This is a genomic window from Actinoplanes sp. ATCC 53533, assembly GCF_003947245.1.
Window position 1 is genome coordinate 1 of record NZ_QHHV01000303.1, and the last position, 7,077, is coordinate 7,077.

Consider the following 7,077-nt stretch of genomic DNA (forward strand, 5'->3'; position numbering starts at 1 on the left):
CGACGAGCAGTCCGCTGAGGGGTCCCATGTGCCGCCTTCGAGGTATTGACCGCTAGGCGGACAGTCGTCCGCTCGATCGTCAGTCTCGGCTCGCCACGTATGACTGTCAACCATCATCGAGCCTTGACACTCGTGGTGAGCCGCAACACACTGACGCCGAGACGCTGACCGCTAGACGGACGCCTGTCCGCTGGTCGCGGAGGGAGTTGACCCGGCATGACCGACAGTGTTCTGTTCCGCAACGGCACCGTGCTGACGATGGACGACCGGCATACCCTGTTGCCGAACGCCGACGTGCTGGTGATCGGCCAGCGCATCGCCGAGGTCGGCGTCGGCCTCACCGCGCCGGAGGGCGCCACGGTGATCGACGCGACCGGCGGCATCCTGATGCCCGGCATGATCGACACCCACCGGCACATGTGGCAGACGGCGATGCGTGGCTACGGCGCCGACTGGACCCTGACCCAGTATTTCGTCTGGTACTACCTGGAATCGGGCAAGCACTTCCGCCCCGAGGACATTCACGCGGGCAACCTGCTGTCCGCCCTCGAAGCAATCGACGCGGGCGTCACCACGACCGTGGACTGGTCGCACGGCCTGCAGACGGTGGAGCACGCGGACGCCGCGGTCGACGCGCTGCAGGCGGTGCCCGGGCGGTTCGTGCTCGCCTACGGCAACATCCAGCAGGGCCCGTGGCAGTGGTCCGCGAGCCCGGAGTTCCGCGACTTCGTCAGCCGGCGGATCACCCCGGGCGACGACATGCTCGGCTTCCAGATGGCGTTCGACGTCACCGGCGACCCCGCCTTCCCGGAGAAGGCGGCCTTCGAGGTGGCCCGCGAGCTGGGGGTGCCCGTCACCACGCACGCCGGGGTGTGGGGCGCGACCAACGACGACGGCATCCGGCTCATGCACGAGCACGGCTTCATGACGCCGCAGACCGTCTACGTGCACTCGGCGACGCTCAATCAGGACTCGTACCACCGGATCGCCGCCACCGGCGGCTCGGTCTCCGTCGCCACCGAGAGCGAGCAGAGCGCCGGCCAGGGCTATCCGCCCACCTGGGCCCTGCGCGACCACGGCATCCCGGTCTCGCTCTCCCAGGACACCAGCGTCTGGTGGAGCGCCGACCTGTTCTCCGCGATGCGCACCACGCTGGGCGCGGACCGCTCCCGGGAGCACATGGAGGCGCACAGCCGGTCCGAGACCGTGACTCACCTGCACCTGCGCGCCGAGCAGGTCGTCGACTGGGCCACCCGCGGCGGCAGCAAGGCGCTCGGGCTGGACTCGGCCGTCGGCAGCCTGGAACCGGGCAAGAAGGCCGACGTGGTGCTGCTCAAGAACGACGACTCGCCGGCGATGTTCCCGATCCTCAACCCGTACGGCCACGTGGCCTTCCAGGCGCAGCGCGGCGACGTGCACACCGTGCTGGTCGACGGCCGGATCGTCAAGCGGGACCACAAGCTGGTCGGCGCCGACCTGGCCGCCGCCCGGGAGAAGGTCGGCCGGACCGTCGAGCACCTGCGGGCCACGCTGGGCGAGGAGGCCTGGGTGCGCGGGATGAACCCGGATGTGCCCGACACGAAGGCGGTCGAGAACCCGTACCAGTACTCCGAGTGGGACGCCGGCTCGGCGTAGTGGAAGCATTGGCTGTTCACCACGGTCACGGAAGGGGCTCGATGGCACGGGAGACCGGTCCGGACTTCATCGAGGCCCTCGCCCGCGGGCTGGACGTGGTGCGCAGCTTCCGGCCGGGCCGCCGGGTGTCGACGCTGAGTGAGATCGCCGCCGACACCGGGCTGGCCCGGCCGACCGTACGCCGGATCCTGCTCACGCTCACCGAGCTGGGGTACGTGCGGGCCGTCGAGCGCGGGTACACGCTGACCCCGCGGGTGCTCGAGCTCGGCATGGCCTACGTCAACTCGCTGGACATGTGGGACGTGGCCCGGCCGCACATGGAGCGCCTGGTCGCCCTGACCGGCGAGTCCACCTCGATGGCCCAGCTGGACGGCTCCGACATCGTCTACGTGGCCCGGGTCGCGGTGCCGAAGATCGTCGCGCTGGCCGTGTCGATCGGCACCCGGTTTCCCGCCCCGGCCACCTCGATGGGCAAGGTCCTGCTCGCCGCCCTCAGCCCCGAGCAGCTCGACAAGGTGCTCGCGGAGCCGGGCCGCTCCGGCATCAACGCCCGCTGGCAGCCGGACCGGCCGGCGCTGGACGCGGCGCTGCGCGAGGCCCGGGCCAAGGGCTGGGCGCTGGCGGACCAGGACCTGGCGCTGGGCGTCCGGTCGATCGCCGCGGGCGTGCGCAACGGCGACGGCGAGGTGGTCGCCGCGCTCAACGTCACCGTGCACGCTGCGGAGACGTCTGTCGATAAGTTGACAGGGAAATATCTGCCGTTGTTGCTGCACGCGGCCGCGGACATCAGCCACGACTGGTCAACGCTGGACACCGCGCCGATCGTGGTGCGCGGCTGATCCGCTTTCCTGAGCCCAACCTACTGGCAGGAACCGGGTGCTTACGGGCAGGATCGGCGCATGACGACCGCCGGCCGCCTGCCATATCCGATCGCCCTGACCGGAGACGGCATCTCGCTGCGTGAGTGGCGGGACGAGGACCTCGACGATCTGGTGGAGCTGCTCGACGAGCCGGACATCGCGCGGTGGACGCCGATGCCGTCGCCGTTCGACCTCGAGGCGGGCGTCGCCTACCTGAAACGGGCGCGGCAGAGCCGCGCCAACGGCCAGCGGATCCAGCTCGCGATCACCGTCGACGGCACCACGCCGGTCGGCGAGATGCTGCTCTTCGGCGTCGACGCCGGCCTGCGGGAAGCGGAGCTGGGCTACCTGGTGGGGGCCGCATACCGCCGGCGCGGCCTCGCGTCGTCGGCACTCTCGCTGCTGTCCGGGTACGCCCTCAGCACCCTGAGCCTGACCCGGCTGCTGCTGCGCATCGACCCGGCGAACACGGCGAGCTGTGCCGTGGCCCGCCGCTGCGGCTACCGGCTCACCGGCGAGCCGCCCATCCTGCAGGAGGGCCCGCACGGCCCGAGCAGCCTCGACACCTGGGAACGGATCTCGGCCGGCGGCGGCGGCCGGCTCGAACGGCTGAGAAATGTCGCAGCCCGGCGCTACGGTCGTCGCGGGTGAAGGGTGGCTCCCATGGATGTGGACCGCGGCAAGGTGATGGCTTACCGGCTGGCCGCCCTCGGGCTGGCCGAGCGGGGCGACGACCGCCCCGGTGACCTGCCCGTGCTCGACCTCGGCGTGCAGGAATACACCCCCGGTTCGGCGCGGGTGGCGCTGGCCGCCCGGACGTCCGCTGAGCTGGCGGACGACCGCCTGCTGACCGTCTGGGCCGCCCGGGGCGCGCCCCACCTGCACCGCCGGCGAGACCTGAAGGCGCTGGTCAAGGCGCTCTGGCCGGTCAGCGACGCGGATGCGGCGGTCCGGATCAGGAGCGCTCAGATCCCCGACGCGGGCAAGCTCGGCATCCGGGCGTTCACGCTGACGGCGCGGGCGTTCCGCGAGGTCGTGCACTCCTCGATGCCGCGCGGCGAGGTCAGCACCCAGGTGACCCGCCTGGTCCCGGCCGAGCTGGTCTACGACTGCCGCGGGTGCGGGGCGCGCCACATCGCCGGCAACATCTGGCAGCACGCCGGGCTGGCCGGCGGCGTCGAGGTCGAGTCCCGCGGCCGGGACGCCACGCTCGGCCCGATCCGCGACGCCCCACCGCAGCCCACCGAAAACGACGGCATCGAGGCGCTGATCACGACCTATCTGCGCCTGCTCGGCCCGGCCACGCCGGCGGAAGTCGGCAAATATCTCGGCAGCTCCACCGCGGAGATGAAGAAGGTCTGGCCCGGCGACCTCGCCGAGGTGCGCATCGACGGCCGCCGGGCCTGGCTCCCGGCCGGGTCGCTGGCCGCGCTGGCCGCGGCGGAGCCCACGCCCGGCGTGCGGCTGGTGCCGGCGATGGATCCGTTGCTGCAGGCCCGCGACCGCGATCTGCTGGTGCCGGAGCGCGCGCGGCAGAAAGAGATCTGGAAGCTGCTCGGCAACCCGGGCGCGCTGCTGCTGGAGGGCGAGATCGCCGGGGTCTGGCGGGCCAAGATGGCCGGCAAGAAGCGCGTTGATCTCACGGTGACGCCGTTCGGCACGCTGACCGTGAAGGCCCGCAAATCCGTGGAGCGGGAATCGGCCGTGGTGGCCCGCGCCCGCGGTGCGGCCGAGGCCACCGTCACCTTCGATTGAGCCCGGGCAGTTGTCGGCGAGCCCCGGCTACCAGCTTGGCGGAAACACGTCCGGGTAGGAGGAACCGCGGCCCGGCCGGCAACGGTAGGCGAGGGCGGCCACGATCACCGTGCCCCACACCGCTGCGACGGCCGCCGCGCCCCACCAGCCGAAGAGGGCCAGCGTGAGGGTCGCGGCCCAGATCACGGCGGCGGTCAGCGCCAGGGAGAGCGGCACGCGCCGGCGTGCGGACAGGTCTCCGCGCATGCGAGCACAGAAGTCGGGGTCGTCGCGGCGGAGCTGGCGTTCCAGCTGGGCCAGCCTGCGGTTGTCTTCCTGGCTGAGCATTTCGCTACCTCCGGCGGGGCCCGGAATCGAAAGGCAGATCGACCGGAGCCGGTTGCGTGGCTTCGATCCCTGCCATTGTTACCCGCCGGTCACCAAATTCCTACAGCTGCGGAACTTTGTGTTTACCCCGTCGTGGCGCGCGCCGCTCGGAAGACCCAGATCCGCATCAGGAGGAAGCGCACGCCGGTGGCGACCAGGTTCGCGGCGACCAGCACACCCAGCTCCACCACGGTCGGCGGTTCGCTCAGGCCGTGCAGCAGCGCCAGCGAGCCGCTCGTCAGGCCCAGCCCGACGGCGAAGACGACCAGCCCCTGGGCCTGGTGCCGCCAGGCGCCGTCGTTGCCGCGTACCCGGAAGGTCAGCCGCCGGTTGGCGGCCGTGTTCGCCACCGCCGTCACCAGCAGGGCGATCAGGTTGGCCGCCTGCGGGCCGGCGCCGGTGCGCAGCAGGGCATAGAGCAGCAGGTAGGCCAGCGTGCTGGCCACCCCGACCGCGGCGAAGCGCAGGAGCTGCCCGGTGAGCCCCGCCGGCACGCCGGCAACGGGCAGCGGGTCGCGGCCGAGTTGCTCGCGCAGGCCGGCCAACTGCAGCCGGCCGGTGCCCAGCGCCCGGGTGACCCGGGCGATGCCGCGCAGGTCGGCCACCGCCGTGGCCACGATGTCCACCCGGCTGTCCGGGTCGTCCACCCAGTCCACCGGCACCTCGTGGATGCGCAGCCCGGCCTTCTCGGCCAGCACCAGCATCTCGGTGTCGAAGAACCAGCCGGTGTCCTCCACCATCGGCAGCAGCCGGCTGGCCACGTCCGCGCGGATCGCCTTGAAGCCGCACTGCGCGTCGGAGAAGCGCGCCGACAGGGTCCCCCGCAGAATCAGGTTGTAGGTGCGGGAGATGAACTCGCGCTTGGCGCCGCGCACCACCCGCGAGCCGCGGGCGAGCCGGGAACCGATGGCCACCTCCGAGTGCCCGGAGATGAGCGGGGCGACCAGCGGCAGCAGCGCGCCGAGGTCGGTCGAGAGGTCCACGTCCATGTAGGCGAGCACGGCCGCGTCGGAGTGCGTCCACACGAACTTCAGGGCCCGGCCCCGGCCCTTCTCGGCCAGGTGCACCGCCGCGACCCCGGGCAACACCTCGGCGAGCCGGTCCGCCACCTCGGCGGTGGAGTCGGTGCTGGCGTTGTTCGCGATGGTGATCCGGAACCGGTACGGGAACTCGGCCCGCAGGTACTCATGCAGCCGGCGTACGCACGGCTCGAGGTCGATCTCCTCGTTGTAGACCGGCACGACCACGTCGAGCACCGGAGCAATGACCCGCACCTGCTCGGAAGCGTGCGACGGCAGCGTGGAAAGGCTCATGTCACCAAGGTCGTCTCCTTGGCTTTGCCCGGAATGTGGCGACGCTATGGCGAGGCTGTGAGTTCTATTTCCGCGCGAGACCGCTGACTGCGAAGTCGCGAGCTATTCCCAGTCAGCGAGGAGGTCGTCGCGCCATTGCGCGAAGCGCTCGCGCATCGCGGCGATATGGTCGGGCGCAGCGTTGTAGGAAGCGAAGCGCCGGTCCGGATAACGTTGGAGCATGGCCAGCAGGTCGGCGAAGATCTGACGGTCGAAGCCGGCGTCGGCCTGCTCGGCAAGCTCAAGCAATTGCCGACGGTCGTAGCGCCCGGTCGATACGGCGGCGTCGACGTCGAGGAAGTCACGCGGCTCGGCGCGGGTGAAGAGCGCGGACATCTTGCCTGCCACTACATCGTCGATGTGCAGAACCGGCCCGATATCCATCATTACCGGTGGGAGGGAACGCCAGTTCGCAGCCAATTCGACCTTGTACGGCCGATCCGGCGTGGCGGAGTCGGTTACGGCGAGCCGGGCGAAGGTCTCGAACTGTTGAACGACCTCGACGGCGTATCCGTCGCGCGATATCCGTCGACGACAGCACCTACCGCAGCGGCGAAATCTTCGCGGCGATCCCACGCGGTGAACAGGTCTACGTCCTCGCTCGGACGACTCAAGATTCCGTGCGCCTGAACGGCGTTTCCTCCGGCGAGTGCGAAGCCGTATCTTCCGGCGACCCGGAGTCCGATCTCCGCCAATCTCTGCTGGCCCAGATCCATGTTCAGCCGGCGAGGGCCTGCGGGGGCGTGCCCAGTTCGGGGAATCGGGCCTGCCAAAGCGCTCGCAGTCGGGCAGGAAGCCACAGCTCGGGCCACATCTGGCGAAGAAGGTCGCCGTCGAGCCATCGGCTCAGGTTCTCGGTGGCCGTGGCCTGATTCAGCACAGTCTGATACATCACTTGCAGGTCGCCGGCATCGTCCAGGTCGTAGGTGCTGTCACCGGACCAGTCCAACGATCGATCGAGCACCACCAAGCCACTAACCGGGCCGTGCAGGTCAGCAAGGCTCGCCGGCACGACATAGTGCCGCTGGTCCGCATACCGTGAACCAGGCGCCATGCTTTCAGCCTTAGCTGTCTGCCTCACCACATCCATGACGATATGCCGCGCTCTA

At 70.5% G+C, this 7,077-nt stretch carries 7 protein-coding genes and 1 pseudogene; 4 read left to right on the forward strand and 4 right to left on the reverse strand.

Annotated elements, in window-relative coordinates; all coding sequences use genetic code 11:
* Positions 1-216 precede the first annotated feature (216 nt).
* Genes DMB66_RS54695 through DMB66_RS54710 form a run of 4 tightly spaced genes read left to right on the forward strand, consistent with a single transcriptional unit; the run spans position 217 to position 4,250 of the window.
* Positions 217-1,635 carry an amidohydrolase family protein gene (locus tag DMB66_RS54695; protein WP_125811951.1) on the forward strand — a complete coding sequence of 473 codons (1,419 nt, stop codon included), beginning with the start codon at positions 217-219 and terminating at the stop codon, positions 1,633-1,635.
* Positions 1,636-1,676: 41 nt separating this feature from the next.
* Entirely contained in the window at positions 1,677-2,474 is a 798-nt protein-coding gene (locus DMB66_RS54700) for an IclR family transcriptional regulator C-terminal domain-containing protein (RefSeq protein ID WP_125811952.1), read from the forward strand.
* 60 nt (positions 2,475-2,534) lie between these two features.
* The gene (locus DMB66_RS54705; protein WP_125811953.1) at positions 2,535-3,146 is read left to right on the forward strand and encodes a GNAT family N-acetyltransferase; all 612 of its coding nucleotides are present in this window, start codon (positions 2,535-2,537) and stop codon (positions 3,144-3,146) included.
* 12 nt (positions 3,147-3,158) lie between these two features.
* Positions 3,159-4,250 carry a DNA glycosylase AlkZ-like family protein gene (locus DMB66_RS54710; protein ID WP_233625519.1) on the forward strand — a complete coding sequence of 364 codons (1,092 nt, stop codon included), beginning with the start codon at positions 3,159-3,161 and terminating at the stop codon, positions 4,248-4,250.
* Between the two features lie 27 nt (positions 4,251-4,277).
* Here the strand turns inward: DMB66_RS54710 and DMB66_RS54715 are convergent, their stop codons facing one another.
* The 4 genes and pseudogenes from DMB66_RS54715 to DMB66_RS54730 all read right to left on the reverse strand — a co-directional run.
* Positions 4,278-4,577, reverse strand: a complete 300-nt coding sequence (locus tag DMB66_RS54715; protein ID WP_125811954.1) for a DUF3040 domain-containing protein — start codon at positions 4,575-4,577, stop codon at positions 4,278-4,280.
* A gap of 122 nt (positions 4,578-4,699) precedes the next feature.
* Positions 4,700-5,929, reverse strand: coding sequence for a bifunctional glycosyltransferase family 2/GtrA family protein (locus tag DMB66_RS54720; RefSeq protein ID WP_125811955.1), 1,230 nt, complete (start codon positions 5,927-5,929; stop codon positions 4,700-4,702).
* A gap of 102 nt (positions 5,930-6,031) precedes the next feature.
* Positions 6,032-6,684: pseudogene (locus DMB66_RS54725) on the reverse strand (nucleotidyl transferase AbiEii/AbiGii toxin family protein).
* Between the two features lie 2 nt (positions 6,685-6,686).
* A partial coding sequence (locus DMB66_RS54730) for a hypothetical protein (RefSeq protein ID WP_370321215.1) occupies positions 6,687-7,077 on the reverse strand: 391 nt, incomplete at its 5' end.